Here is a 24,074-nt window from a genome sequence, read left to right on the forward strand (position 1 = left end):
GCCGCCGTCCGGCTCGCCGAGGCGGTCGACGCGCTCGACCGGGCGACCGCCTGGATGCAGGCGCCCGAGCGCGACGCTCAGGAGAAGCTCGACGGCGCGACGCCCTATCTCCGCCTGTTCGCGCTCGCCGCCGGCGGCGCGGGGCTTGCGGACAACGCGCTGGCGAGCCTGCGCGGCGCGGAGCCGGCAAGTCCGTCGACGCCGGTGGCGCTGGCGCGATTCTTCATGGAGAATCTGGTTCCTGCCGCGGACGGCCTTGCGCTGGTCGCGACCGAAGGCGCGGGGGCTCTGGGCGCCGAGGCCGAGGCGGTGCTCGCCGTCTGACATCCGCCCTTCGTCGCGCTTGGCCTCTGGCATGCCAGAAGCATAATCCCATTCCCGCCCGCAGGGATCGCCGTCATGACCACGCTTTACGTCACGCACCCCGCCTTCGCCGACCATCTCGTGACGCCGGGCCATCCCGAACGGCCGGAACGCATGCGCGCCGTGCAGCAGGCGCTGGAGGCGGAGGCGTTCCAGTCGCTCGCCCGCGAGGAAGCGCCGCTGGTGGAGGCCGCCGTCGCCACGCTGGCCCATCCGGAGGCGTTCGTGGAGACGCTCGACCGCGTGCGTCCGCGGGAGGGCATGGTGCGCATCGACGGCGACACCACCATGAGCCCCGGCACGTGGGAGGCGCTGCTGCGGGGGCTGGGCGCGGCGACGCTCGCCGTGGACGAGGTGATGAACGGCAAGGCCCGCAACGCCTTCTGCGGCATGCGCCCGCCCGGCCATCACGCTGAGCAGTCCACCGCCATGGGCTTCTGCTTCTTCAACAACGCCGTGGTGGCGGCCCGCCATGCCCAGAAGACGTTCGGCGCGGAGAAGGTGGCGATCGTCGATTTCGACGTGCACCACGGCAACGGCACGCAGGCGATCGTCTGGGACGACCCCAGCATCATGTACGCCTCCACCCATCAGATGCCGCTGTTTCCGGGCACCGGCGCCCGCAGCGAGACCGGCGTCGGCAACGTGGTCAATTGCCCGATGCGCTCGGGCGACGGCGGCGACCGTTTCCAGGAGGCGTTCAACGAGGCCATCCTGCCGGCGCTGAACACGTTCTCGCCCGATCTCGTGATCATCTCCGCCGGCTTCGACGCCCATCATCGCGATCCGCTCGGCGGCCTGATGCTCACGGAAGCCGATTACGCCTGGATGACCGAGCGGCTGATGGAGGTCGCGGAGAACCACGCCTCCGGCCGCGTGGTGTCGCTGCTGGAAGGCGGCTACGACCTGCAGGGCCTCGCCAAGTCCGCCGCGGCCCATGTGCGCGCCTTGATGAAGGCGTGAGGCGCGCCTAAAACACGGCTCCTTTCGCGTCCGCAGGAGCCCGACCATGACCGACGTTCGTCCTGCCGACGTGGCTTCGCTGAGTTTCGAGGCCGCGCTCGCCGAACTGGAGCGCATCGTCGGCCGGCTGGAGCAGGGGCAGGTCCCGCTCGAGGAATCGATCGAGATCTACCGGCGCGGCGAGGCGCTGAAGGCCCGCTGCGACGAACTGCTGAAGAAGGCGGAAGCGCGGGTGGAGACGATCTCCGTCGGCGCCGACGGCGCGGCGAAGGGCCTGTCCGCGCTCGACCCCGACTGACGGCGCGCCGCACGCCTGACACGATGCGTCCGTCATGGTCCGCGACGCGGACGGAACGGGGACCCTGAACCATGATCCATGCCTACGCGCTGCGCGACGGCGCGCTCCAGCTCGTGGAGCGCCAGCCGGACGGGCCGATTCCGGCCGACGTGATCTGGCTCGATCTGGTCAGTCCCTCGCCGGACGAGGACCGGCTGGTGGAGGCGAGCGTGCGCGCTTCCGTTCCCACCCGCGAGGAGATGGTGGAGATCGAGCCGTCGAGCCGGCTCTATGTGGAGGACGGCGCGCGCTACATGACCGCGTCGCTGCTGTGCCGCACGGATTCCGACCTGCCGACGCTGACGGCCGTCAGCTTCATTCTGACCGCGCGGGCGCTGGTGACGGTGCGCTACGACGAACCGCGCTCGTTTTCGCTGTTCGCCGCGCGCGCCTGCAAGGTGAACGGGCAGGCGGCGCCGCGCACGCCGGAAGGCGTGCTCATGGGCCTGTTCGACACGGTGGTGGACCGGATCGCCGACATGCTCGAAACGGTCGGCGCGGAGATCGACGACCTGTCCCGCACCGTGTTCGACCGGGCCGGCTCGCAGGCCTACCGCAAGCCCTACCAGAAGCTGCTCAAGGACATCGGCCGCAAGGGCGACCTTCTCTCCAAGGCGCGGGAAAGTCTGGTGACGCTGCAGCGCGCGACGCTCTACCTCGCCGCCGAGATCGAGGGCGTGAAGCCTACCAAGGAGACCAAGGCGCTGCTGCGGCCGATGCAGCGCGACGTGACCTCGCTGATGGAGCATGCGGACTTCCTCGCCAACAAGGTCACGTTTCTGTTGGACGCCATGCTCGGCCTCGTCAGCCTGGCGCAGAACGACATCGTGAAGCTGTTCTCGGTGATGGCGGTGGTGTTTCTGCCGCCGACGCTGGTGGCGTCGATCTACGGCATGAACTTCGAGGCGATGCCCGAGCTCGCCTGGAGCTTCGGCTACCCGTACGCGCTTGTTCTCATGCTGGTGAGCGCCGTACTTCCATACCTCTTTTTCAAATGGCGCGGTTGGCTGTAGACGGCGTCGCAAAGCGGCGGGGAGACGAAAAAACAACCGTCGGTTTTCACCGCTTATTATCCGCCTGCTCCTTAGGATTGTTCTGCTCTGAACGGAAGCGGGACGACCACCGTGGCTGCAGGTTTCGACATAGGCTTGCTGGCGACGCTCGCCGTTCCCTCCCTGATCGGAGCGTTCTTCTGGGCGGGCTTCGCGCGCGCAGGGGCGCATGCGGAGACCGCGTCCACACGCGTGCTCTGGATCGCGCTCGCCGCCGTCGTCGGCGCCGCCTTCATCACGCTGGTCGGGGCCAGTTTCGTGAGCGCCGTCGGCGCGCCGGTCTCCGCGGTCTACGATCTGCGTGTGATGGCGCTCGCCTTCGTGGCGGCGGCGACCCTGCTTGCGGTCAGCTCGGCCATCGTGCCGGACCGTCGGCGGGCCGACATGTTCTCCATGGTGCTCGGCGGCGTGGTGGTCGGCCTCGCCTTCGCGGCGTCGCATTATGTGGCGCTGTTCTCCGTGCGCTTGAGCGGACGGCTCCTCATCGACGACGGGATGCTCGCAACCGCGATCGCGGCCGTCGCGGCCGGCGCCGGCGCCTCCTTCGCCATCGCCGGCCACAGCGAGCGCTCCCGCACGCTGCCGCTCGGCCTCGCGGTGTTCACCGCGGGCGGAATAGCGTTCCACATGCTTCTGCTCGACGGGGTGACGGTCGCCAGCGACCCACGCGTTCCGCTCCCGAACGACGGCGTGTCCGGCGACCAGCTGCTGCTGGTGTCGCTCGGGTTTTTGTCCGTCGCGCTCATCCTCGCGCTGGTCGGCGTGCTGGTGGAGGCGCGCTTCGGCGCCGGCGGCGTGTCGCGTCAGGCGCGGCTCGAGACCTTCGCCGACCTGTCGTCGGAAGGCATCGTGATCTGCGAGGACCTCCGCGTCGTGGACGTCAACGTCGCGGCGGCGCGCATGATCGGCCTTGATCCGTCCACCATCCGCGGCCGCGCGTTCCGGGATTTCGTCGACGCGCCGAACCCGGATCGCGTGCTGTCGGCGAGCCTCGCTAAGCCGCAGGAGATCACCATCCGCAGCATGGGCGGCGCGCTGTCGACCGTGGAGCTCGCCAGCCGCGACATGATGGTGCTCTCCCGTCCGCGACGGGTGTTCAACCTGCGCGACATTTCCGAGCAGAAGCGCACCGAGAGCCGCATCCGCCATCTCGCCTATCACGATCCTCTGACCGGGCTCGCCAACCGCGCGGCCTTCAACGAGGCGCTCGCCGCCGCCATGCGGCGCGGCGGCGAAGTGGCGCTGTTCTGCATCGATCTCGACAAGTTCAAGGAGATCAACGACGTCTTCGGCCACAGCGCCGGCGACGAGGTGCTGCGCATCGCGGCCCAGCGCATCACCGGCGCGGCGCCCGGGGTGATGGTGTTCCGCCTCGGCGGCGACGAGTTCGTGGCGATCGGCACCGGCGCGGACGCGGGCGACGCCGACAAGCTCGCCCGTCGCATCGTGGAGCGGCTGAACACCGAGGCCATGGTGGCGGGAAAACTGGTGAGTTGCGGCGGCAGCGTCGGCTACGCCATCGCCCCCCATCACGGCGCGACCACCGACACGCTGTTCGCCAACGCCGACGCCGCGCTTTACCGCGCCAAGGCGGACGGTCGGGGCCTCGCCCGCGGGTTCGAGGCCGGGATGGATCTCGCGCTGCGCGAGCGCTGGGCCATGCAGCAGGACCTGTCCACCGCCATCTCCCGCAACGAGATGTTCCTGCACTGGATGCCGCAGGCGAACACGGAGACCGGCGAGATCGTCGGCTTCGAGGCCCTGCTGCGCTGGAAGCACCCGGAGCGTGGCGTGGTCCCGCCCGCCCAGTTCATTCCCGCCGCCGAACAGAACGCCTCGATCGTGCCGATCGGCGAATGGGTGCTGCGCGCCGCCTGCCGGGAGGCCGCCCGCTGGCCCAAGGCCTGCAAGGTCGCGGTCAACCTGTCGCCGGTCCAGTTCCAGCACGGCGACATCGTCGCCCTGGTGCACGAGATCCTGCTGGAGACGGGTCTGTCGCCCGCGCGGCTCGAGATCGAGATCACGGAAGGCGTGCTGCTGGACGACCACGCCGCCGCGCTGAACACGCTGCGCCGGTTCAAGACGCTCGGCGTCCAGATCGCGCTGGACGATTTCGGCACCGGCTACTCGTCGCTGTCCTATCTCCAGTCGTTCCCGTTCGACCGGCTGAAGATCGACGCCTCCTTCATCAAGGCGCTCGCCACCAGCCCGCAGGCGCAGGCGATCGTGCGCTCCGTTCTGGCGCTCGGCGAAAGCCTGCGGCTTCCCATCACGGCGGAGGGCGTGGAGACGCAGGAGCAGCGCGCCTTCCTCGCCGAACTGCGCTGCGACGAGATCCAGGGCTATCTCGTCGGCCGCCCGAGCCCGGTGGTGTCGTTCCAGTCGTTGTTCGAGAAGCCTCAGCGTCTCTTGGCCTGAGCCGCCTCCGGCCGCCACGTGAAGCGGGGCGCGCGCTTGTCGAGAAAGGCCTGCGCGCCTTCTTTCAGATCCTCGCCCGCGAAGCCGCCGCGCCACAGCGCGTCCAGCTCCGCAAGGTCCGGCGCGGGGGTTGATAGCGCGTCGATCATGCGCTTGGCGGCGAACAGCGAGTAAGCCGAGCCGCGTAAGAGCGCCGCGACCGTCTCCGCCACCGCCGCGTCAAGCTCCGCCGCCTGCGTCACCCGGTGCACAAGGCCGATCGCGAGCGCTTCCTCCGCATCGATCAGGCGGGCGGTGAACAGCAGCTCCTTGGCGCGCGCAGGTCCCACGGCCTCCACCAGCCGCCGGGTGCTGTCCACCGGATAGACGATGCCGAGCTTGGCCGGCGTGATTCCGAACCGGGTTCCCACGGCGGCGATCCGCAGGTCGCAGGCGAGCGCGATCTGGCAGCCGCCGCCGACGCAGGCGCCCTCGATCGCCGCCACCGTCGGAACCGCGATCCCGGCGACTGCGGCCTCGCCGTCGCGCACCGCGTCGGCGTAAGCCCGCCGACGGGCCTCGTCGCTGGCCGCGAGCGCCACGAATTCGGCGATGTCGGCGCCGGCGCTGAAGACGCCGCCTGCGCCGCGCAGCACCACCGCGCGGACCTCCGGACGACCGGCGATCTCCGCCGCGACCGTCGGAAAGGCGCGCCAGGCGGCCTCGTTGAGCGCGTTCTTCTTCGCCGGTCGGTCGAGGATGACGGTGGCGACGGGACCGTCCTGGGACAGCGTCATGCCGGCGGCGTCGGGGGCAGGGGCGTCCATGACCGAATGTCCTGTGCGTGGGCGAAGGCGCAAGAAAGGAGAATGCGGGCGTTGCGCGGGCGCAAACTCCGACGCGCATGGGGCGCGCTTGCCGAACCGGGGATGGGAGGACAGATTTCCTCACGAACCGCGGCGGGATGCGATCCCGTCCGCCACGCCGATCCGAAGGAGCGCGACAGATGACCAAAGTGCTTGTGCTTTACTATTCCACCTATGGCCACATCGAGACGATGGCCGAAGCGGTGGCCGAGGGCGCGCGGGAGGCCGGCGCCGAGGCGGTGGTGAAGCGCGTGCCGGAGACGGTCCCGCAGGAGATCGCCGAGAAGAACCACTTCAAGCTTGACCAGAAGGCGCCGGTCGCCACCGTCGACGAGCTGCCGGAGTACGACGCCATCATCTTCGGCGCGCCGACGCGCTTTGGCACCGTCGCCTCGCAGCTCCGGGCCTTCATCGACCAGACGGGCGGGCTTTGGGCGGCGGGCAAGCTGCTCGGCAAGGTGGGCTCGGCCTTCACCTCCAGCGCAAGCCAGCACGGCGGGCAGGAGAGCACCCTGCTGAGCTTCCTGCCGACCCTGCTGCATCACGGCATGGTGGTGGTCGGGCTGCCTTACGCCTTCGCGGGTCAGCTCACTCTGGACGAGATTTCCGGCGGCTCGCCTTACGGCGCCACCACGATCGCCGGCGGCGACGGCTCCCGCCAGCCGAGCGCGAACGAACTGGCCGGCGCCCGCTTCCAGGGCCGCCATGTGGCCGAAATCGCGGCGAAGCTCGCGAAGTAACACGCGATCGGCCCAAGCGCCGGCGGGACGGCCTTCGCGGTCCCGCCGGCGTGGTAAGGCGTCAGGAGCCCGATTTCTTCGCCCCGAGAGCGCCCGAGAACTCCACGCCCTCGGTGTCGCTGGCTTTCACCGTCACCGGCCCGCCATCGGCGAGGTAGGAGAACTGGATCGACGGGTCCTCGCTCAGCGAGATGCCGCCTTCCATGGTCAGCACCGTCTGGTCGCCCTGTTTGACCACGATGTTGTTCACGAAGCGGGCGGGGATGTAGCTGCGGTCGATCGGGTCCATCTGCAGGCCCGAATAGTTCGGATGGCGGATCATCAGCTGCGCCTCCGACATGTGGCTCACGGCGGACGCCCCCGCGGGCTTCGCGGAGGCGTTGTCGGCGAGAGCGCGGAACTTGAGCTGGCCCAGATTGGCGAGCGCCTGATCGGCGTCCTTCAGCGCCGGCGCCGAGCAGCCGCCGCTCGCCTTCACGAACTTCGACGTCATGTGCAGCTTGCCGTCGTCGGTTTCGAGCACCGCCCGCACCGAGGAATAGGCGTTGACCCGCAGACGCGTCGTCAGCGCGAACTCCTTGCGCTTCTGGCCAAGCGTGAAGGTGGCGGCGACGGGCGCAGGGTTCTCATCCACGATCAGCGTCACCTTCGCGATCGAGCGCGGATCGCCGTCCGGCAGCGCCACGGTGACGCCGATCGGCACGATCGCCGCGTCCTCAGCGCGCTTCGGCGCGTCCATGTTGAGCAGCGCGCTGCCGACCTCGATCGGCCGGTCGCCGAAGGCGTCCTGCCGGAAGGTCTCGAACACCTTGTCGGTGTTGTCTTCAGCGGAGGCGGGGCTGGACAGGAGCGCCGCGGCGAGGCCGAGGGCTGCGAGAGGGGCGACGAGGACACGGCGCGGCATGACGATCTCCCTTGAAAACCGGCGCGCTTCGCGCGTCATTGTTCTTAAGAGAGTAAGCGCAGTCCGCGCGTTTCGCCAGCGGCGGCGGCCGGGGTGGCTGCGTGCTCCGCGGGAGGCTCAGCGCACCACGGTGACGCGCTTGGCCGCGCGGGTGAGGCCCGTATAGAGCCAGCGGTCGCGGTGCTCCCGGAACGCGAAGCTCTCGTCGAACAGCATGACGTCGTCCCACTGCGAGCCCTGCGCCTTGTGCACGGTCAGCGCGTAGCCGTAGTCGAACTCGTCGAAGCGGCGGCGCATGGCGTAGGGGATCGCCTCCGGGTCGCCCTCGAAGAAGGCGCGCATCACCGCGACGGAGACCGTGCGGCGGCCGCCTTCGTCCTCCGGCGCCACGTCCATCTTCACCTTGGTGGCGTCCGTGCCCTTGAGCCGGCTCACCGTCCAGGTGCCGCCGTTGAACAGGCCCTTGGTCTTGTCGTTGCGCAGGCAGACCAGCTTGTCGCCCACCGCCGGCATGGGATCGATCAGGCCCTTCAGCTCCCGAAGGCGGCCGTTGTAGAGCCGGCGGGTGCGGTTCATGCCCACCAGCACCTGATCCGCCTCCAGGACCTCCTCGGTGGAGATGTCGCGGCGGGAGACGATGCGGCTCTCGCCGTACTCGCCGCGCTCCAGCTCCCGGCCCTCGCGCACCGCGAGCGACATGCGGATGATCGGATCGTCCACCGCCTGCCGATGCACCTCCGTCAGCATGGCGTCGGGCTCGGCCTCGGTGAAGAAGCCGCCGCCCTTCACCGGCGGAAGCTGCGCCGGATCGCCCAGCACCAGCACCTTGGCCCCGAAGGACAGCAGGTCGCGGCCGAGCTCCTCGTCCACCATGGAGCACTCGTCGATGACGATCAGCTCCGCCTTGGCGGCGGCGCCGTCGCGGTTCAGAGCGAAAGAGGGGCCTTCCTCCTCGTCGCCGCCGCCGCGCGGCCGGTAGATCAGGGAATGGATGGTGCTCGCGCCCTCGCAGCCGCGCGAGCGCATCACCAGCGCCGCCTTGCCCGTGTAGGCGCCGAAGGCGACGTCGCCGTCGATGTCCTCGGCGAGATGCCGGGCGAGCGTGGTCTTGCCCGTTCCGGCGTAGCCGAACAGGCGGAACACCTGATCGCGCGGCCGGCGGAGCCAGTCGCTCACGGCGGACAGCGCGTCCTCCTGCTGGGGCGACCAGCGCATCAGAATCGCTCCGTTCGAATCTCGATCCGCCGGTTTTAGCGTGGATCGCCGCGCCGGTCGCGCCACGGCGCGAACCAGCCGAGACCGTCTTCCGTGCGCCCCGCCGGCCGGTACTCGCAGCCGACGAAACCGTCATAGCCCAGCCGGTCCAGCGCCGCGAAGATGCGCGCGTCGTCGAGCTCGCCTGTGCCCGGCTCCGCGCGGGCCGGCGCGGAGGCGATCTGCACATGGCCGATCAGGGGCGCCAGCCGCTCGAGCGAGGTCAGCACGTCGCCGTGCAGGATCTGGCGATGATAGACGTCGTATTGCAGGCGCACGTTCGGGCGGCCGCTGTGGGCGACGATCTCCGCCGCGCGATCGAAATCGTTCAGGAAATAGCCCGGCATGTCGCGCCCGTTGATGGGTTCGATCAGGATGTCGACGCCCAAGGGGCCGAACGTGTCCGCGGCGCGGGCGAGGGCGTCCTCGTACGCCCGGAGCGCCGCCGGATCGTCGGCTGGGGCGAGGCCCGCCATCATGTGCAGCCGCCGGACGCCCAACGCCTCGGCGTAGATCGCCGCGCGCTGGAGCCCGGCGTCGAACTCCGCTGACCGCTCGGGCAGGGCGGCGAGGCCGCGCTCGCCCGCGGCCCAGTCGCCGGGCGGAAGGTTGAACAGGGCGAGCGTCAGGCCGGACGCGCTTAGCGCGCCGCCGACCTCATCGGGCGTGAAGTCGTACGGAAACAGGAACTCCACCGCCTCGAATCCCGCCTCCGCCGCCGCCGCGAAACGGTCGAGGAACGGGCGTTCGGTGAACAGCAGCGTCAGATTGGCGGCGAAACGGGGCATGGCGGGCGTCCGCTGGAGGTCCTTATGAAGCGCGCCGCCGTCATGCCCCAGCGCGAGGCGCGCGTCCACGTCGAGCACAGGCTCACGCAAGAATCACGGACCTGTCAGGATGTGTTGAGACAAGGTCACATCGCCGTATGGATATTGTTCCCGGAAATTGCTGACACAACTTGCAATCATCGGCCGGCGGGCGTGGCGTTGCGTGTCTCGACCGTCAGTCAAAAGCAAAACCTTTGGAGGGACGACCATGATGACCACGACCATTCTCGCCCGCGCCGCCGCCGTCGCAGCCATCGGCCTGTTCGCCGCGGGGCCGGCGCTCGCCGTCACCGTCACCAACACCAGCGACAAGGCGATCGAGGTGACCGCGGATCTCGGCGAGAAGGAGCCGAAGACCAATGTGGACGCCGGCAAGACCGTGACCATCGACTGCCCGGAGGGCTGCGAGCTGCGCGTGCCGACCCTGAGCTACGGCCTTGCGGCCACCAAGGGCGACAAGGTGGTGATCAACAAGGAGGGCGTGCTGGCCTATGAAAGCCAGGTGCAGGACGCCCGCAACGAGACCGGCCCCGCGCCGAAGACCAAGGCCAACTGAGTCTCGATCGCATCCGCCTGACCGCCTCGTCGGGGCGCGTCAGGAGAACGGTCACGAAGCCTCGGGCGTGCGCGCCCGGGGCCTTGTCCTGTCCGCCGCCGGGCGCAGCGCGAAGGCGCGCTCCACGGCGTCGCGGCCGAAGCGGGCGCGCAGGTCCGCCACCGCCGTCTCGATCGCCCCAAGCTTTTCGCTGCGGTCGTCCACCAGATCGCGCGGATCGGCGGACGCGCCCGGCGCGAGGTCCGACACGGACACGCCGATCAGCCGGAAGGCCTCGCCGTCCGCTTCCTTCCGCAGCAGCCGTTGGGCGGTCTCGAAGATGCGCTGGGCGAGCCGCGTCGGGGCGGGCAGGGCGCCGGCGCGGGTGCGCAGACGGAAGTCGGCGGTCTTGAGCTTGAGCGTCACGGTGCGCCCCGCGATCCCGCTTGCGCGCAGCCGGTCGGCCACCTTCTCGCTCATGCGCCAGAGATGGCGCGCCAGCTCGTCCGCGTCGCGGATGTCGGCGTCGAACGTGGTCTCCGCGCCCACGCTCTTGCGCTCCCGGTCCGGGTTGACCTTGCGGTTGTCGCGGCCGAAGGCGAGCTGCGCCAGCCGGAGCCCGCTGTCGCCATAGGCGCGGGCGAGCGTCGACGGCTCGGCCCGCTGCAGATCGCCGATGGTGCGGTAACCGTCCCGGCGCAGCGTTTCGGCGAAGGCCGGACCGACGCCCCACAGAAAGCCCACCGGCCGGGGCGCGAGGAAGTCCGGCGCCTCGTCGATCGACAGGGTGGCGAAGCCGCGCGGCTTGTCGAGGTCGGAGGCGATCTTGGCGAGGAACTTGTTCGAGGCGAGGCCGACCGAGACCGAAATGCCGAGATCGCGCTCCACCTCGCGGGCGAAGCCCGCCAGCGCCACCGCGGGCGCGGCCCGGTGCAGCGCCTCCGTGCCGGACAGGTCGAGAAACGCCTCGTCGATCGAGAGCGGCTCCACCAGCGGCGTCAGCGCCAGCATCTTGGCCCGCACCGCCCGCCCGACCTCCACATATTTCGCCATGTTGGGACGGATGACGACCGCGTCCGGGCACAGCTTCAGCGCCTTGAACATGGGCATGGCCGACTTCACGCCGGAGATGCGCGCCACGTAGCAGGCTGTTGAGACGACGCCGCGTTTTCCGCCGCCGATGATGACGGGGCGGTCCACCAGTGAAGGATCGTCCCGCTTCTCCACCGCCGCGAAGAAAGCGTCGCAGTCCACATGCGCGATCGTCATGCGGGACAGCTCGGGATGCCGGGCGATGCGCGGGCTGCCGCAGGCGCGGCAGCGCGGCGCGGGGCCGGCCTCCGTCAGGCAGTCTCGGCAGAAGGCGAACGCGCCGCCGGACATGGAGCAGCCTCCGCCCGCGTCAGGTCCAATGCTCGGTCGGCGCGCCGCCGAGCGTCCGGCGGGCGACGCCCACATGGTCCGGCGACACGCCCTCCTGCTCCGCGAAGGCGACCAGGAGCTTCTCGTCCGCCAGCACGTAGTCGAGCACCGAAGGCAGGAACGCCGGGTCGGCGGCCGCCGCGCGCACGTCGGCGGGATCGAGCCCGGACAGCGCGAAGAATCGGCCGAGACGCTCGGAATCGGCGGCGAGAAAGCCGAGCGCGCGGGCGGCGAGGGCGCCGGCGGCGTCCGGATCGGGGGCAGGCGTGCGGGCCATGACTTTGCGTTCGTCCTTTTGCAAGGAATGATCGGTAGAATTTTCGGCGATAGGGAAGGATCGGCCTCCCGGGCGCGCCGGGGGGCTTCGGGTCGCGTCAGTCCGGCCGACAGGGGAAATGAGGCGCATGCCCAAGACCGTTCTGATCGTGGAGGACAACGAGCTTAACATGAAGCTCTTCCACGATCTCCTCGAAGCGCACGGCTACGCGACGATCGAGACCCGCAACGGCGTCGAGGCGCTGGAGCTTGCGCGCGCGCATCAGCCCGACCTGATCCTGATGGACATCCAGCTTCCGGAAGTCTCTGGGCTCGACGTCACCCGCTGGATCAAGGAGGACGAGCGCACCCGCGCCATCCCCGTGATCGCCGTCACCGCCTTCGCCATGAAGGGCGACGAGGAACGGATCCGCAGCGGCGGCTGCGAGGCCTATCTCTCGAAGCCGATCTCCGTGGCCAAGTTCCTGGAGACGGTGCGCCACTATCTCGGCGATTCCTGAGAGGGGCGCCGCCATGACCGCCCGCGTGCTCGTCGTCGACGACGTTCCGTCCAATCTGCGCCTGCTCGAAGCCCGGCTGACGGCCGAGTATTTCGACGTGATCACCGCCACCAGCGGGCAGGAGGCGCTGGACATCTGCGCCCGGGCCCAGTGCGACATCGTTCTGCTCGACGTGATCATGCCGGGCATGGACGGGCTTGAAACCTGCCGCCGCCTGAAGGCCGACCCGCGCACCCACCACATTCCCGTGGTGATGGTGACGGCGCTGGACCAGCCGGGCGACCGGGTGCGCGGGCTCGAAGCCGGCGCCGACGATTTCCTGCTCAAGCCCGTGGCGGACGTGGCGCTGTTCGCCCGGCTGCGCTCCCTGACGCGTCTCAAGATGATGTCGGACGAGCTGCGGTTGCGCGCCCGCGCCACCCGCGAGGTCCGAGTGAGCGATGCGCTGGCTGCCGCCATGGCCGACGACGGCTATGGCGGACGCATCCTCATGGTGGACGACCGCGACGGCGATCTGGACGCGGTCGCGTCCGCACTCTCCGCACGCCACGAGGTCACCTTGGAGCGCTGTCCACACGAGGCGCTGTTCCGGGCTGCGGATGGGGCGTTCGATCTCATGATCGTCGCGCTCGAGCTGAAGGATTCCGACGCGCTGCGGCTTTGCGCCCAGACGCGCTCGCTGGAGCGCACACGCGCGCTGCCGATCCTGCTGATCGCCGACGCCGACGCCACGCCACGCGTGCTGCGGGGGCTTGAGGTCGGGGTCAACGACTATGTCACCCGGCCGGTCGATCTGAACGAGCTGATGGCGCGCGCCCGCACGCAGGTGCGCCGCAAGCGCTACGCCGACCATCTGCGCGCCGACCTTCAGACCACGGCGGAGCAGGCGATCACGGACGATCTCACCGGCCTGCACAACCGCCGCCATTTCGACGCCCGCCTGCCGATCCTGCTCGAGGAGGCGGCGAGCCGCCATGAACCTCTGTCGGTGCTGATGATCGACATCGATTTCTTCAAGGCGATCAACGACCAGCACGGCCACGACGCCGGTGACGCCGTGCTGCGCGAGTTCGCCCGCCGGCTGAAGGCCTGCATGCGGGGCGGCGACCTGATTTGCCGGCTCGGCGGCGAGGAGTTCGTGGCGGCGATGCCGGACACCGACGGCGAGGTGGCCAAGCTGGTGGCCGAGCGCGTGCGCGCCTGCATCGCCGCGACGCCGATCCGGGTCGGCGGCGCCGGCGTGATCGAGGCGGCGATCACGGCCTCGATCGGCGTGGCGAGCGTCGGGCCGGGCGCGGACGGCGCCGAGACGCTGCTGAAGCGCGCCGACCTCGCGCTCTACGAGGCGAAGCGGCTCGGCCGCAACCGGGTGGCCGCGGCGGCCTGAGCCGCGCGATCAGTCGGGAAGCTGGAACTCCATCAGCAACGTGCGCTGCAGGCGCGAGAAGTTGTCGTCCGAGACGAGCGTGATCACCGTCGCGCCGCTCGGCGAACGGTGCGCCGAGACGCCCTCGAAATTGTCGATGGTCTGGATCAGGTTCGCCTCCATCAGCACAGGGCCGTCCACCACGGCGCCGGGGCGGATGTCCGCCTCCGTGAGCCGGCGCAGGCGGATGGAGAGCGACAGCGGTGGCACGTAGCGCCGCTCCAGCAGCACGAAGCCGCCTCCGGGAAGGCGCGCCGCGTCGGTGGGCGAGAAGTCGTCGGTGCGCTTCACGGAGAAGGAGAATGGCTTCCTCGCGCCCACCACGAAGGAGCGGTTGTCGCCGCGGGCGTCGAGGAATTTCTCGCCGATCATCATCAGCGCGCCGCCCTCGGTCAGCGCGATGGCCTCGAAGCCTTCGTTGAAGGGCGCGGAGCGCGCCTCCTTCGGCATGGAGATGGCTCGGCCGGCGCCAGCGCGGCCGTTGGCGTCCAGCGCGAAGCGCAGCACCTGGTTGATGCGTTCAGAGGCGACCCAGGCGCTGCGGCCCTCGATTTCAAGCGACTCCGTGTCGGAGCCTCGCCGCCCGGGAAGGGCGCCGCTTGGCCCCTCGATCGCCTCACGTTCGACGCGGGTGAGGCCTGTCGGCGTCGGCCCCTCGCGCTCGACCGCGCCACGGAACCAGAACCCCCGGTCGCTGATGGCGGTGAAGCGCGCGCCATCCGCCGACAGCCGAAGGCCGGACAGGCCGCCGAAGTTAGGATCGTCCGAACGCAGCTGCAGGCCGCCGAGAAAGACAAGCTCGCCATAGCGCGCGCCGATGGGCGTCGCCGGTCCGAACCGGTCGATCCGGGTCGCCGAGATGGTGATCGGGACCGGCTCCGCCTCCGCCCGTCCGGGCGGCGAGGCGAGAGCGGCCGCCAGCGCCAGCGCCGCCAGCGCGCGGCCAAGGCGCGACGGGCTCACGCCTGTCCGCGGCGCTTCGCGGGCGCTGGGGGCGTCTCGTCGAACAGCTCGGCCAGCTTCTCGGTCATGACGCCGCCCAGCTCCTCGGCGTCCACGATGGTGACGGCGCGGCGGTAGTAGCGCGTCACGTCGTGGCCGATGCCGATGGCGATCAGCTCGATCGGCGAGCGGGTCTCGATCTCCTCGATCACCCGGCGCAGGTGCTTTTCCAGATAGTTGCCGGGATTGACCGACAGCGTGCTGTCGTCGACCGGCGCGCCGTCGGAGATCACCATCAGGATCCGGCGCTGCTCGGGCCGGGCGAGCAGCCGCTCATAGGCCCAGACCAGCGCCTCGCCGTCGATGTTCTCCTTCAGGAGCCCCTCGCGCATCATCAGCCCGAGGTTGCGGCGGGTGCGCCGCCACGGCGCGTCGGCGGCCTTGTAGATGATGTGGCGCAGGTCGTTCAGCCGCCCGGGCGCGGCGGGCTTGCCGTCCGCGAGCCAGCGCTCACGCGACTGCCCGCCCTTCCAGGCGCGGGTGGTGAAGCCGAGGATCTCAACCTTCACGCCGCAGCGCTCCAGCGTGCGCGCCAGAATGTCGGCGCAGGTGGCGGCGACCGTGATCGGCCGGCCGCGCATGGAGCCGGAATTGTCGATCAGCAGCGTGACGACCGTGTCACGGAAGTCAGTGTCGCGCTCGCGCATGAAGGACAGCGCGGTCATCGGATCGACCACCACCCGCGACAGCCGCGCCGGGTCCAGCATGCCCTCCTCGAGATCGAAATCCCAGGCGCGGCTCTGCTGGGCGAGCAGGCGTCGCTGCAGCCGGTTGGCGAGGCGGCCCACGACGCCCTGAAGCGCCGACAGCTGCTTGTCGAGATAGGCCCGCAGCCGCGCCAGTTCCTCGGCGTCGCACAGCTCCTCCGCCAGCGCCTCCTCGTCATAGGCGCGGGTGTAGGGCGCGTAATCCGGCTTGGCGCGGTCGTCCCGACGCTCGTCGGGCGCGCGCCACGGCTCGGTCGCTTCCTCGGCCTCGCCGAGTTCGTCGTCGTCGGGCGCTTCGGAGGGTGGGGCGTCCGCCGCCTCCATCTGCTCCGCGTCGTCGGACTCGTCGGAGCTGGATTCGCTCTCGGACGGCTCCGCGCCGTCGTTGGCCTCTTCCGGCGCGTCGGCGGATTCACCGTCCTGCGGCGGCGGCTGATCGCCCGAGCCGTCGGACTCGTCGTCGCTCTCCTGCCGCTGGCCGACGAACTCCTCACCCATGTCGAGCGAGGTCAGCAGGTCGCGGATCGTGCGTGCGAAAGCGCCCTGGTCTTCGAACACCTCGTCCAGCCGGGCGAGGTCGGCCCCGGCCTTCTCCTCGACCCACGGACGCCACAGCTCCACGAGCTTGGCGGCCGCTTCCGGGGGCTTGCGGCCGGTCAGCTTCTCGCGCACCAGCAGCGCCACCGCGTCGGGCAGGGGGGCGTCGGACTTGTCGGTGAGGTCGGCGTAGGGGCCGCGGTGGTAGCGGTCCTCCAGCATGGCGGCGAGGTTCACCCCCGTGCCGGACATGCGCCGGGCGCCGATCGCCTCCACCCGCGCCTGCTCCACCGCGTCGAACACCGCCCGCGCGTCCGCGCCCTGGGGCGCGAGCTTGGCGTGGGTGGCGCGGTTGTGGCAGGCGAGGCGCAGCGCCATGGAGTCGGCGTGGCCGCGCAGGATCGAGACGTCGGTCGCCGTCAGCCGCCGCGGCGGCTCCGGCAGGCGGGCCTTGTCGGGCGTCAGCGCCGGCCGTTCCGAGGCGAAAGCCACCTCGAGTTCGGGCGCGCCGGCGATGGCCTTCAGGCAGCCGGCCACCGCCCGCTTGAACGGTTCCGCGGGGGCGACGGGCTTCTCGCCCGGACGACGGTTGGAGCCGGACATGGCGCGCCTGCCCGCCGCGTCAGCTCAGCGCGACGTTGACGGCGCTTTCCGGCAGCTCGCGGCCGAAGCAGCGCTGGTAGAACTCCGCCACGAGGCTCCGCTCCAGCTCGTCGCACTTGTTGAGGAAGGTCAGGCGGAAGGCAAAGCCGGCGTCGCCGAAGATCTCCGCGTTCTCGGCCCACGTGATGACCGTGCGCGGGCTCATCACCGTGGACAGGTCGCCGTTGACGAAGGCCTGACGGGTCAGGTCGGCGAGGCGCACCATCTTGGAGACGGTGTCGCGGCCGTTCTTGTCCTTCTGGTAGTGCGGCGACTTGGCCAGCACGATGTCGACCTCGCGATCGTGGGGCAGGTAGTTCAGCGTGGTCACGATCGACCAACGGTCCATCTGGCCCTGGTTGATCTGCTGGGTGCCGTGATAGAGGCCGGACGTGTCGCCGAGGCCGACCGTGTTGGCGGTGGCGAACAGGCGGAACGCCGGATGCGGGCGGATGACCCGGCGCTGGTCCAGCAGCGTGAGCTTGCCCGACTGCTCCAGCACGCGCTGGATCACGAACATCACGTCCGGACGGCCGGCGTCGTACTCGTCGAACACCAGCGCCACGTTGCTCTGCAGCGCCCAGGGCAGGATGCCGTCGCGGAACTCGGTGATCTGCTTGCCGTCCTTGAGGACGATCGCGTCCTTGCCGATCAGGTCGATGCGGCTGACATGGCTGTCGAGGTTCACGCGCACGCAGGGCCAGTTCAGCCGCGCCGCCACCTGCTCGATGTGGGTCGATTTGCCGGTGCCGTGGTAGCCGGTGATCATCACGCGCCGGTTGCGGGCGAAGCCCGCGAGGATGGCGAGCGTGGTGTCGTGGTCGAACAGGTAGTCCGGGTCGAGATCCGGAATCGAGCCCTGCGCCTTGGAAAAGGCGGGGACCTCGAGATCGCTGTCGATGCCGAAGAGCTTTCGCGCCGAGACCTTGATGTCCGGGGTCGGGGCGGGCGCGTCGAGGGTCGGCGTTTCGAGGGCGACGTTCATGATGCCTCCAGGCGGGGCGCGTGGGGTCTCGGCCTTGAGAGAGGACGATCTGCGCCGCGAAGGGGAAAGCGTCAGCAGAATCCGGCTGACCGCAGATAGTTATAGGCTTGGATGATCTCGCGCAATTTGTCCTCGGTGCTCCGGTCGCCGCCGTTGGCGTCCGGGTGGAGCCGTTTGACCAGCTCCTTGTAGCGCGCGCGGATCTCGTCCGGCTGCGCGCTCGCGCTGAGGTTCATGGCTTCGAGCGACTTGCGCTCCACGTTCTTGAGCTCGCGCTCCGGGGCCTTCGGTCGGGCGCCGGGGCCATCCTCGAACATCTCGAACGAGTCGTCGAAGTCGATGTTCCCGGCCCAGCCCCGGGAGGCGCGCCGTCGCGGCTGCTCCGTCCGGGCGCGGGCGCGCGCCTCGGGCGTCGCGCCGGAGCCGTTGCGGCCCATGGTCCATGTGGGCCGGTGGCCGGTCTGGCTGTCGAGCTGGTAGGCCATGACCGCGTCGTCGGACATGCCCGAGAAGAAGTTGTAGTTCTGGTTGTAGGCCCGCACATGCTCGAGACAGTAGCGCCAGTACTCGTTCTCGCGGTCGCGGCCCTTGGGCGCGCGATAGAGGCCGGGCTCGCGGCAACCGGGATGGTCGCAGCGCGGCGCCTTCGGCTCCGGGCGGGCGTCGCTCCGGGACAGGCGAATCCGATCGAACCAGGGACTGTCGAGCTTCATGATGCGGCCATTATGGGAGCGCGGCCCTAACCGAACAAGAACGCGCCGCTCAAAGCCGCAGGGCCGCTCGCAGGGCTTGACGGGAGCGCGGAGCGCGCTCCTGATCCGCCCCCGTCTGATCCGTCCAGCAAGGAGACGCCGTCCATGAGCGTCCGCGCCCGCATCGAAACCAAGCTGACCGAGGCCCTGTCGCCGACGCGGATCGAGGTTCTGGATGAGAGCCACCTGCATGCCGGCCACGCCGGCGCCCGGCCGGAAGGCGAGACCCATTTCCGGGTGCGCGTCGTCTCCGCCGCTTTTTCCGGCGTCGGACGGGTGGAGCGCCACCGCCGCATCAACGCGCTGCTGGCCGACGAACTGGCGGGCCCCGTCCACGCGCTCGCCATCGACGCGCGCTCGCCCGAGGAGCCGGGCCGCCCGTAGAGGCCTGACTGCGCCGCCCTCATGCCCATGAACCATGGGCATGAGGGCGATGACGCCTCTCAGCCCGCGTGACGCGCGCTGATCTCGCGGGACAGACCGGCTTCCAGAATCCAGCGCCACAGGGTGGCGGCGAAGGTGCGGAAGCAGACGATCTCATAGGTCGGCGCGTCGTCGATCTGCGACACCTGCACCGCGATCGACGCCGCATGGGTCGCAGCCGCCGCGCCGGGGCCGAAAGCCCGCGGATGCAGGTCGATCTGGACCAGTGTGGCGAGCGTCTCGCGCGCCTTGGGACCGGAGAGCCGGAACACCGAGCGCCCGTCGGACTGGTCGGTGACCGCGGCCGGGAGGGTGGAGAAGTCCGTTCCCGCCGGGCCGATGGCGAGCCATTTGCCGGGGCCCGTGCCGAGGAACGACACGCCGTTCGCCGTGACCCGCTTCGGACCGTCTGCGAGCTCCACGCCGAAGGCGGCGCGGACAGCGTCCGTAAGCTCGGCCTCTCGGCCCTTGAAGGCGGCGAGCGCCGCCAGCGACATGTTCTCCACCTCCACCAGCGTCACGCCGGAGGCGCCGGCCGGCGAGGCGAGGGGGGCGACATGCGGCCGGAGGGCCGAACGGGCGACGATGGGCTCAGCCACGGACGCGAACTCCTTCGGGATCGACGAAGACGGGGGCGCAGACTTCCACTTCGACGTCCTCGCCCCGCACCGGATCGTAGGCGCGCACGATCTCGCCGTGCCGCTCATGGCCACGGACCAGGAAGCCAAGGCCGACCCAGTGACCGTTGGAGGGCGAATAGGCGACCGAGGTCATGTAGCCCTGGTCGTTCTCAGCGGTCGCAGCCGCCTCCTTCGGGAGGAAGTGCGCGCCGCCGCGCAGCCGCTGCGCATGGTTCACCGGCTTGAAGCCGGTGAGGCGCGGGCGGTTCGGATCGGCGATACCCTCGCGCCGGCTCATGACCGCGCCGATGCAGTCCTTCTTCTTGGACATCATGCCGCCGAGCCCGAGATCGGCCGCGGTGGTCTGGCCGTTCAGCTCGGCCGCGGCCGCATGCCCCTTCTCGATGCGCATGACGGCGAGCGCTTCCGCGCCATAGGGACAGATGCCGAACGGCTCGCCAGCCTTGATAATGGCGCGGATCAGCGCGTCGCCGTAGCGGGCCGGAACCGCGAGCTCGAACGCCATCTCGCCGGAGAAGGACAGCCGGAACGCGCGGGCGGGTGTTCCGCCGCACACCGTCAGCTCCTTCACGCCGAGATAGGGCAGGCCGACGTCGGTCACGTCGTGGCCCTCGTCCGCAAGCGCGGTCAACACGTCGCGGGAGCGGGGGCCGGCGATTGCGAACTTGGCCCAGGCGTCGGTGATCGACGACAGGTGCACGTCGAGCTCCGGCCATAGATGCTGCCGGCAATATTCCAGATGCCGCATCACGCTCGCCGCATGGGCGGTGGAGGTGGTGACGTAATAGCGGTCCTCGGCGAAGCGGGCGACGGTGCCGTCATCCATGGCGAGACCGTCCTCCCGCAGCATCAGGCCGTAGCGGGCCTTGCCCACCGGCATGGTCGAGAAGGTGTTGATGTAGACCCGGTCGAGGAAGGCGCCGGCGTCCTTGCCCTGAACGTCGATCTTGCCGAGCGTGGAGGCGTCGTAGACGCCGACCTTGGAGCGCACCGTCTCCACCTCGCGGATGGTGGTCTCCAGCCAGTCCTTCTCGCCGGGGCGCGGGAAATAGGCCGCGCGCATCCACTGGCCGGTCTCCACGAACACGGCGCCTTGCTCCTCGGCCCAGAAGTGCGAGGGCGGCAGGCGGGTGGGGCGGAACTCCTTGTGCCGGTGCGCGCCGCCGAGCGCGCCGATCGAGACCGGCGAGAACGGCGGCCGCGTCAGCGTCACGCCCGTGTCAGGGATCGAGCGGCCGGTGATCTCCGCCATCACCGCGAGGCCGACCACATTGGCGGTCTTGCCCTGATCGGTCGCCATGCCAAGCGTGGTGTAGCGCTTCAGATGCTCCACGGAGCGGAAGCCCTCGCGGGCGGCGAGCTCCACGTCCTTCACGGTGACGTCGTTCTGGAGATCGACGAAGGCCTTGGCCTTGGTGGACACGGGCTTCCACGGGCCCGCGCCGTGGACCTGACCGCGCTCGCCATCGCTCGTAGGCGCCTCGAAGGCTGCAGCCGTGAATCCGCAGACTTCCGCTGCGTCCGCGCCCGCGCGCCCGCCAGCGGCGAGAGCGTCGCTCAGGGAGAATGCGCCCGCCGCCGCGCCGGCCACCGCCATGCCCGCCGGCGGCGTTCCCGGCACGAAGGCCGCGAGATCGTCCCGCCAGCCAGGCCGGCCGCCTTGATGGCTGGTGAGATGGATCGTCGGGTTCCAGCCGCCGGACACCGCGATCAGGTCGCAATCCACGCTGAAGGAGCCGCCGCGGGCGCTTTCGATCTCGCAGCCCTTGACGCCATGCCGGCCGTGGACGCGGACGATCGACCCACCGGACACCAGCAGCGCGCCCGTGGCCCGGGCCGCCTCCGCCAACGCCGGAGCGTCTCCTCGGGCGTCGATGACGGCGACCACCTGCGCGCCGGTCGCGGCGAGATCGGAGACCGTGCGCGCAGCATCGTCGTTGTTGGCGTAAACCACCGCGCGCTTGCCGGGCGCAGCGCCGAAGCGGTTGAGATAGGTGCGCACTGCGCCGGCCATCATCACGCCCGGCGTGTCGTTGCCGCCGAACGCAAGCGGGCGCTCCAACGCGCCGGCCGCGAGCACAGTGCGCTTCGCCACGATGCGCCACAGACGCTGGCGCGGCTGGTGAGGGCCGGGAACCGCCACATGGTCCGACACCCGCTCCAGCGCGCCGAAGGCGCCGCCGTCATAGGCCCCGAACACGGTGGTCCGCCGCAGCAGGGTGACTTCGGGCAGGCTGGCGAGTTCGGCTTCCGCCTGCGCCGCCCAGGCGGCGGAGGCCACGCCGGCCACTTCACGCCGTTCTGCGATCAGCCGGCCGCCGAAGGCGAAATCCTCCTCCGCCAGCACCACGCGGGCGCCCGAGCGGCCGGCGGCGAGGGCGGCGGCGAGGCCGGCGGGACCGGAGCCGATCACCAGCACGTCGCAATGCAGCGTCGCCTTCTCATACGTGTCCGGGTCGGCCGCCTCCGCCACCCGGCCGAGGCCCGCGGCGCGACGGATCATCGGCTCGTACAGCTTTTCCCACAGCGCCGCCGGCCACATGAAGGTCTTGTAGTAGAAGCCCGCCACGAACACCGGCGACGCGAGCTGGTTCACCGACAGCAGGTCGAAGGCGAGCGACGGCCAGCGGTTCTGGCTGCTGGCCTCGAGACCCTGATAGAGCTCAGCGACCGTCGCCTTCACGTTCGGCTCGCGCCGGGCGCCGGTGCGAAGCTCCACCAGCGCGTTCGGCTCCTCGGAGCCGGCCGAGAGCAGGCCGCGGGGACGGTGATACTTGAACGAGCGGCCGACGAGCTTCACGCCGTTCGCCACCAGCGCGGAGGCGAGGGTGTCGCCGGGATGGCCCGAATAGGAGCGGCCGTCGAAGCTGAAGGTCAGCGGCCGCGCGCGGTCGATGAGGCCGCCCGTGGGCAGGCGATGGGACTGGGACATCACTCGGCTCCGGCGGAGGCGATGGCGGCGTCGCGGGCGTATTCGACCGCGAGAATCTCATGGGTGCGGGTGTCGCGCGTCACCACCAGCCAGGACTGGCAGCCGCTGGCGTGCTGCCACAGCTCGCGGTGCGGGCCGGCGGGGTTGTCGCGCAGGTAGACGTAGTCGTGGAACGCGACGTCGGCGTTCGCGGCGGCCGGGTCCGGGCGCTTCAGGGTCGCGTCGCCGAGATAGGAGAACTCGTCAACGCCGCGGAGGCCGCAATAGGGGCAGGCGATGCGCATGGGGTGTCCGCCTTCAGTGCAGGTTGGGCTGGGCGCCGACGCCCTTTTCATCGATGAGACGGCCGGTCGCGAACCGGTCCAGCCGGTAGGCCGCGGCCACCGGATGGGGCTCGCCGGTGGCGATCAGATGGGCGAAGCACCAGCCCGAGGCCGGGGTGGCCTTGAAGCCGCCGTAGCACCAGCCGGCGTTGAGGAAGAGGCCGTCCACCGGCGTGCGGTCGATGATGGGGGAGCCGTCCATGGACATGTCCATGATGCCGCCCCAGTGGCGCAGGAGCTTGACCCGGCAGATCGACGGCATCAGCGCCATGCCGCCCTCGCACACGTCCTCGATGGTCGGCAGGTTGCCGCGTTGGGCGTAGGAGTTGTAGCCGTCGATGTCGCCGCCGAAGACCAGACCGCCCTTGTCGGACTGGGAAATATAGAAATGGCCGGCGCCGAAGGTACAGACTGTGTCGATGAACGGCTTTACGCCCTCCGACACGAAAGCCTGCAGCACATGGCTCTCGATCGGCAGGCGCATCCCAGCCATGGCCGCGACGCGGGACGAGTTGCCCGCCACCGCAACGCCAACTTTCTTGGCGCCGATAAAGCCGCGGCTGGTCTCGACGCCCGAGACCTGGCCGTTCTCGATGCGGAAGCCCTTCACCTCGCAGTTCTGGATGATGTCCACCCCGCGCCCGTCCGCTGCGCGGGCGTAGCCCCAGGCCACGGCGTCGTGGCGGGCGGTGCCAGCGCGCGCCTGCCGCAGGCCGCCCTTCACGGGGAAGCGGGCGTTGTCGAAGTCCAGCATCGGCAGGATCGGCTTGAGCTGGTCCACGTCGAGCAGTTCGGAGTCCACCCCGTGCAGCCGCATGGCGTTGCCGCGCCGGGCGTAGGCGTCGCGCTGGCCGTCGGAATGGAACAGGTTGATGATGCCGCGCTGGCTCATCATGGCGTTGTAATTGAGGTCCTGCTCCAGCTCCTCCCACAGCTTCATCGCGTGTTCGTAGAACGGGATGTTGCCGGGCAGCATGTAGTTCGAGCGGACGATGGTGGTGTTACGGCCCACGTTGCCGCCGCCGATCCAGCCCTTCTCGATCACCGCCACATTGGTGACGCCGTGGACCCGGGCGAGATAATGTGCGGTGGCGAGGCCATGGCCGCCGCCGCCGACGATGATCACGTCGTAGGAGGCTTTGGGATCCGGCTCGCGCCACGCGGGCTTCCAGCCTGTGTGCCCGCGCAAGGACTCGCGCAGGACGGAGAAGAGAGAGTAGCGCTGGCTCGACATGGGCTTTCAGAATCCGCGTCCGGGAACCGACGTG

Annotated in this window: 24 protein-coding genes; 10 read left to right on the plus strand and 14 right to left on the minus strand. The window is 70.1% G+C overall.

What is annotated here, in order from left to right; genetic code table 11:
* The 5 genes from ACFQ4O_RS04605 to ACFQ4O_RS04625 all read left to right on the plus strand — a co-directional run.
* A partial coding sequence (locus tag ACFQ4O_RS04605) for an acyl-CoA dehydrogenase C-terminal domain-containing protein (RefSeq protein ID WP_378774476.1) occupies positions 1-324 on the plus strand: 324 nt, incomplete at its 5' end.
* 75 nt (positions 325-399) lie between these two features.
* A complete protein-coding gene (locus tag ACFQ4O_RS04610; RefSeq protein WP_378774477.1) occupies positions 400-1,326 on the plus strand; it encodes a histone deacetylase family protein in 927 nt (308 codons plus the stop codon).
* Between the two features lie 46 nt (positions 1,327-1,372).
* Positions 1,373-1,624, plus strand: a complete 252-nt coding sequence (locus tag ACFQ4O_RS04615; RefSeq protein ID WP_378774478.1) for an exodeoxyribonuclease VII small subunit — start codon at positions 1,373-1,375, stop codon at positions 1,622-1,624.
* A 71-nt stretch (positions 1,625-1,695) separates the two neighbouring features.
* Positions 1,696-2,676 (plus strand): magnesium transporter CorA family protein, encoded by a 981-nt coding sequence (locus ACFQ4O_RS04620; protein ID WP_378774479.1) that lies wholly within the window; start codon positions 1,696-1,698, stop codon positions 2,674-2,676.
* 111 nt (positions 2,677-2,787) lie between these two features.
* Positions 2,788-5,133: a putative bifunctional diguanylate cyclase/phosphodiesterase gene (locus tag ACFQ4O_RS04625; protein WP_378774480.1), complete on the plus strand. Its 2,346-nt coding sequence runs from the start codon at positions 2,788-2,790 to the stop codon at positions 5,131-5,133.
* Here ACFQ4O_RS04625 and ACFQ4O_RS04630 read toward each other — a convergent pair.
* Entirely contained in the window at positions 5,115-5,939 is an 825-nt protein-coding gene (locus tag ACFQ4O_RS04630) for an enoyl-CoA hydratase/isomerase family protein (protein WP_378774481.1), read from the minus strand. The genes ACFQ4O_RS04625 and ACFQ4O_RS04630 overlap by 19 nt on opposite strands.
* 179 nt (positions 5,940-6,118) lie before the next feature.
* Here ACFQ4O_RS04630 and wrbA point away from each other — a divergent pair, with 179 nt between their 5' ends.
* Positions 6,119-6,718: an NAD(P)H:quinone oxidoreductase gene (wrbA, locus tag ACFQ4O_RS04635; protein ID WP_378774482.1), complete on the plus strand. Its 600-nt coding sequence runs from the start codon at positions 6,119-6,121 to the stop codon at positions 6,716-6,718.
* A 61-nt stretch (positions 6,719-6,779) separates the two neighbouring features.
* On the opposite strand, the gene ACFQ4O_RS04640 is transcribed toward wrbA, so the two are convergent.
* The 3 genes from ACFQ4O_RS04640 to otnI form a co-directional block, all read right to left on the minus strand.
* The gene (locus tag ACFQ4O_RS04640; protein WP_378774483.1) at positions 6,780-7,622 is read right to left on the minus strand and encodes a quinoprotein dehydrogenase-associated SoxYZ-like carrier; all 843 of its coding nucleotides are present in this window, start codon (positions 7,620-7,622) and stop codon (positions 6,780-6,782) included.
* A gap of 117 nt (positions 7,623-7,739) precedes the next feature.
* The gene (locus ACFQ4O_RS04645; RefSeq protein ID WP_378774484.1) at positions 7,740-8,837 is read right to left on the minus strand and encodes an ATP-dependent DNA helicase; all 1,098 of its coding nucleotides are present in this window, start codon (positions 8,835-8,837) and stop codon (positions 7,740-7,742) included.
* Positions 8,838-8,872: 35 nt separating this feature from the next.
* Positions 8,873-9,664: a 2-oxo-tetronate isomerase gene (gene otnI, locus ACFQ4O_RS04650; RefSeq protein WP_378774504.1), complete on the minus strand. Its 792-nt coding sequence runs from the start codon at positions 9,662-9,664 to the stop codon at positions 8,873-8,875.
* Positions 9,665-9,914: 250 nt separating this feature from the next.
* On the opposite strand from otnI, the gene ACFQ4O_RS04655 reads away from it, so the two are divergent.
* Positions 9,915-10,259: a hypothetical protein gene (locus ACFQ4O_RS04655; RefSeq protein WP_378774485.1), complete on the plus strand. Its 345-nt coding sequence runs from the start codon at positions 9,915-9,917 to the stop codon at positions 10,257-10,259.
* A gap of 51 nt (positions 10,260-10,310) precedes the next feature.
* Here ACFQ4O_RS04655 and ACFQ4O_RS04660 read toward each other — a convergent pair whose 3' ends face one another.
* A complete protein-coding gene (locus tag ACFQ4O_RS04660; protein WP_378774486.1) occupies positions 10,311-11,621 on the minus strand; it encodes a DNA polymerase IV in 1,311 nt (436 codons plus the stop codon).
* Positions 11,622-11,640: 19 nt separating this feature from the next.
* Entirely contained in the window at positions 11,641-11,937 is a 297-nt protein-coding gene (locus ACFQ4O_RS04665) for a DUF3572 domain-containing protein (protein WP_378774487.1), read from the minus strand.
* 127 nt (positions 11,938-12,064) lie between these two features.
* On the opposite strand from ACFQ4O_RS04665, the gene ACFQ4O_RS04670 reads away from it, so the two are divergent.
* Positions 12,065-12,436 (plus strand): response regulator, encoded by a 372-nt coding sequence (locus ACFQ4O_RS04670; RefSeq protein ID WP_378774488.1) that lies wholly within the window; start codon positions 12,065-12,067, stop codon positions 12,434-12,436.
* Between the two features lie 13 nt (positions 12,437-12,449).
* Entirely contained in the window at positions 12,450-13,823 is a 1,374-nt protein-coding gene (locus tag ACFQ4O_RS04675; RefSeq protein WP_378774489.1) for a PleD family two-component system response regulator, read from the plus strand.
* Between the two features lie 9 nt (positions 13,824-13,832).
* On the opposite strand, the gene ACFQ4O_RS04680 is transcribed toward ACFQ4O_RS04675, so the two are convergent.
* The 4 genes from ACFQ4O_RS04680 to ACFQ4O_RS04695 form a co-directional block, all read right to left on the minus strand.
* The gene (locus ACFQ4O_RS04680) at positions 13,833-14,825 is read right to left on the minus strand and encodes an esterase-like activity of phytase family protein (protein WP_378774490.1); all 993 of its coding nucleotides are present in this window, start codon (positions 14,823-14,825) and stop codon (positions 13,833-13,835) included.
* The gene (gene cobT / locus ACFQ4O_RS04685; protein ID WP_378774491.1) at positions 14,822-16,711 is read right to left on the minus strand and encodes a cobaltochelatase subunit CobT; all 1,890 of its coding nucleotides are present in this window, start codon (positions 16,709-16,711) and stop codon (positions 14,822-14,824) included. The genes ACFQ4O_RS04680 and cobT overlap by 4 nt, the downstream gene beginning before the upstream one ends.
* 19 nt (positions 16,712-16,730) lie before the next feature.
* Positions 16,731-17,735, minus strand: coding sequence for a cobaltochelatase subunit CobS (cobS, locus tag ACFQ4O_RS04690; RefSeq protein WP_378774492.1), 1,005 nt, complete (start codon positions 17,733-17,735; stop codon positions 16,731-16,733).
* A gap of 71 nt (positions 17,736-17,806) precedes the next feature.
* Complete coding sequence (locus ACFQ4O_RS04695) at positions 17,807-18,448, minus strand: DnaJ domain-containing protein (protein ID WP_378774493.1); 642 nt, start codon at positions 18,446-18,448, stop codon at positions 17,807-17,809.
* 144 nt (positions 18,449-18,592) lie between these two features.
* Here ACFQ4O_RS04695 and ACFQ4O_RS04700 point away from each other — a divergent pair, with 144 nt between their 5' ends.
* Positions 18,593-18,871 (plus strand): BolA family protein, encoded by a 279-nt coding sequence (locus ACFQ4O_RS04700; RefSeq protein WP_378774494.1) that lies wholly within the window; start codon positions 18,593-18,595, stop codon positions 18,869-18,871.
* A 59-nt stretch (positions 18,872-18,930) separates the two neighbouring features.
* Here ACFQ4O_RS04700 and ACFQ4O_RS04705 read toward each other — a convergent pair whose 3' ends face one another.
* From ACFQ4O_RS04705 to ACFQ4O_RS04720, 4 genes are read right to left on the minus strand one after another with little or no spacing between them, the layout of a single operon-like run.
* Positions 18,931-19,509, minus strand: a complete 579-nt coding sequence (locus ACFQ4O_RS04705; RefSeq protein WP_378774495.1) for a sarcosine oxidase subunit gamma — start codon at positions 19,507-19,509, stop codon at positions 18,931-18,933.
* Positions 19,502-22,483, minus strand: coding sequence for a sarcosine oxidase subunit alpha family protein (locus ACFQ4O_RS04710; RefSeq protein WP_378774496.1), 2,982 nt, complete (start codon positions 22,481-22,483; stop codon positions 19,502-19,504). Before ACFQ4O_RS04710 ends, ACFQ4O_RS04705 begins: the two co-directional genes overlap by 8 nt.
* On the minus strand, positions 22,483-22,767 hold the full coding sequence (locus ACFQ4O_RS04715; protein WP_378774497.1) for a sarcosine oxidase subunit delta: 285 nt from the start codon (positions 22,765-22,767) through the stop codon (positions 22,483-22,485). The genes ACFQ4O_RS04710 and ACFQ4O_RS04715 overlap by 1 nt, the downstream gene beginning before the upstream one ends.
* Positions 22,768-22,780: 13 nt before the next feature.
* Complete coding sequence (locus ACFQ4O_RS04720; protein ID WP_378774498.1) at positions 22,781-24,040, minus strand: sarcosine oxidase subunit beta family protein; 1,260 nt, start codon at positions 24,038-24,040, stop codon at positions 22,781-22,783.
* Between the last annotated feature and the right edge of the window lie 34 nt (positions 24,041-24,074).

It is taken from the genome of Methylopila musalis (genome assembly GCF_042679725.1).
Taxonomy (GTDB): domain Bacteria; phylum Pseudomonadota; class Alphaproteobacteria; order Rhizobiales; family Methylopilaceae; genus Methylopila; species Methylopila musalis.

Excerpts from the sequence above, each read along its gene's own strand:
- ACFQ4O_RS04610 (WP_378774477.1), top strand. The coding sequence starts at position 400 with ATGACCACGCTTTACGTCACGCACCCCGCCTTCGCCGACCATCTCGTG.
- ACFQ4O_RS04615 (WP_378774478.1), top strand. The coding sequence starts at position 1,373 with ATGACCGACGTTCGTCCTGCCGACGTGGCTTCGCTGAGTTTCGAGGCC.
- ACFQ4O_RS04620 (WP_378774479.1), top strand. The coding sequence starts at position 1,696 with ATGATCCATGCCTACGCGCTGCGCGACGGCGCGCTCCAGCTCGTGGAG.
- ACFQ4O_RS04630 (WP_378774481.1), bottom strand. The coding sequence starts at position 5,939 with ATGGACGCCCCTGCCCCCGACGCCGCCGGCATGACGCTGTCCCAGGAC.
- wrbA (WP_378774482.1), top strand. The coding sequence starts at position 6,119 with ATGACCAAAGTGCTTGTGCTTTACTATTCCACCTATGGCCACATCGAG.
- ACFQ4O_RS04640 (WP_378774483.1), bottom strand. The coding sequence starts at position 7,622 with ATGCCGCGCCGTGTCCTCGTCGCCCCTCTCGCAGCCCTCGGCCTCGCC.
- ACFQ4O_RS04645 (WP_378774484.1), bottom strand. The coding sequence starts at position 8,837 with ATGCGCTGGTCGCCCCAGCAGGAGGACGCGCTGTCCGCCGTGAGCGAC.
- otnI (WP_378774504.1), bottom strand. The coding sequence starts at position 9,664 with ATGCCCCGTTTCGCCGCCAATCTGACGCTGCTGTTCACCGAACGCCCG.
- ACFQ4O_RS04655 (WP_378774485.1), top strand. The coding sequence starts at position 9,915 with ATGACCACGACCATTCTCGCCCGCGCCGCCGCCGTCGCAGCCATCGGC.
- ACFQ4O_RS04660 (WP_378774486.1), bottom strand. The coding sequence starts at position 11,621 with ATGTCCGGCGGCGCGTTCGCCTTCTGCCGAGACTGCCTGACGGAGGCC.
- ACFQ4O_RS04665 (WP_378774487.1), bottom strand. The coding sequence starts at position 11,937 with ATGGCCCGCACGCCTGCCCCCGATCCGGACGCCGCCGGCGCCCTCGCC.
- ACFQ4O_RS04670 (WP_378774488.1), top strand. The coding sequence starts at position 12,065 with ATGCCCAAGACCGTTCTGATCGTGGAGGACAACGAGCTTAACATGAAG.
- ACFQ4O_RS04675 (WP_378774489.1), top strand. The coding sequence starts at position 12,450 with ATGACCGCCCGCGTGCTCGTCGTCGACGACGTTCCGTCCAATCTGCGC.
- cobT (WP_378774491.1), bottom strand. The coding sequence starts at position 16,711 with ATGTCCGGCTCCAACCGTCGTCCGGGCGAGAAGCCCGTCGCCCCCGCG.
- cobS (WP_378774492.1), bottom strand. The coding sequence starts at position 17,735 with ATGAACGTCGCCCTCGAAACGCCGACCCTCGACGCGCCCGCCCCGACC.
- ACFQ4O_RS04695 (WP_378774493.1), bottom strand. The coding sequence starts at position 18,448 with ATGAAGCTCGACAGTCCCTGGTTCGATCGGATTCGCCTGTCCCGGAGC.
- ACFQ4O_RS04700 (WP_378774494.1), top strand. The coding sequence starts at position 18,593 with ATGAGCGTCCGCGCCCGCATCGAAACCAAGCTGACCGAGGCCCTGTCG.
- ACFQ4O_RS04710 (WP_378774496.1), bottom strand. The coding sequence starts at position 22,483 with ATGTCCCAGTCCCATCGCCTGCCCACGGGCGGCCTCATCGACCGCGCG.
- ACFQ4O_RS04715 (WP_378774497.1), bottom strand. The coding sequence starts at position 22,767 with ATGCGCATCGCCTGCCCCTATTGCGGCCTCCGCGGCGTTGACGAGTTC.
- ACFQ4O_RS04720 (WP_378774498.1), bottom strand. The coding sequence starts at position 24,040 with ATGTCGAGCCAGCGCTACTCTCTCTTCTCCGTCCTGCGCGAGTCCTTG.